Source organism: Kitasatospora sp. NPDC001225, assembly GCF_053597855.1.
The window spans coordinates 1-1,260 of the sequence record NZ_JBSFJC010000467.1; the positions used below are offsets into that span (position 1 = coordinate 1).

Here is a 1,260-nt window from a genome sequence, read left to right on the forward strand (position 1 = left end):
TGCTCCAGGACCGCGGCCAGGACCCGCTGAAGGACACCGGCTGCCAGGGCTACCTGACCGTCAGCTTCAGCGGCCAGGACCACCCGGTGCTCAGCGGCGCCCTGGCCGACTCCCGCGCCTACTGGCGCACCGAACTCGCCGACGTCCCCGCCCTGGAGCTGCCCGCCGACCGCCCCCGGCCGCTGCTGCTCGGCTACGACGGCGCGGCCGTCGAACTGCACTGGAGCCCGGAGCTCGTGCACGCCCTCGCGGAGTGCGCCCGCGCCCGCGGGGCGTCGACGTACATGGTGCTGATGGCCGGGCTCCAGGCGCTGCTCGGCCGGCACGCCGGACAGCGGGACTTCGCGGTCGGCTCGGCCGTGGCCGGCCGGCTCCACCGCGAACTGGAGGGCGTGGTCGGCGCGTTCGTCAACATGCTGCCGATCCGGGCGCGGCTGGAGGAGGGGCTCACCTTCGGGCAGCTCGTCGGCCGGGTGCGGGAGACGACGCTGAACGCCTACACCCACCAGGAGGTGCCGTTCGAGCAGATGGTCGCGGACCTGGACATCGAGCGGGACGTCAGCCGCTCGGCGGTGTTCCAGGTGACCTTCGCCTTCCAGAACTACGGCGACCGCGCGGCCTCCGCCGCACCCGCCGCCACCGCGGAGGGATTCGGGCACGCGGCCACCACCAGCCACGCCGACCTCGCGTTCTACCTCCGGGAGAAGAAGGACGGCGGGCTCTTCGGCCTGATCACCTACCGCACCGACCTCTTCGACGCCGACACCGTGCGCCGGCTCACCGAGCGCTTCGAGGTCCTGCTCACCGCCGCCGCCGCCGATCCGGACCGGCCCGTCGAGGACCTGCCGCTGCTGACCGCGACCGAGCGCGCCGACGTGCTCGACCACTGGGCGGCCAGCCCGGACCTCCCCGACGGCGGGCCCCGGACGCTGACCGCGCTGCTCGCCGCCGCGGCCCGGCAGGCGGGCGACCGCCCGGCCCTGGTCTTCGAGGACGCCACCGTCACCCACCGCGAACTCGACACCAGGGCGACGGCCCTGGCCCGGCGGCTGCGGGCGCTGGGCGTCCGGCCGGACGACCGGGTGGCGGTGTGCCTGGAGCAGTCGCCGGACCTGGCGGTCGCGCTGGTCGCCGTCCTGAAGGCCGGCGGCTGCTACCTGCCACTGGACCCGGAGCAGCCGCCCGCCCGGCTGTCCCACCTGGTGGCGGACGCCGACGCGCGCGTCCTGGTGACGGACTCGGCGCTGCGGGAACGCTTTC

1 protein-coding gene is annotated in these 1,260 nt (G+C 75.3%); it reads left to right on the plus strand.

The window, feature by feature from the left end; translation table 11 throughout:
- Window positions 1–1,260, plus strand: a 1,260-nt coding sequence (locus ACWDCZ_RS41505; RefSeq protein ID WP_449818749.1) for a condensation domain-containing protein, incomplete at both ends; no start/stop codon positions are given.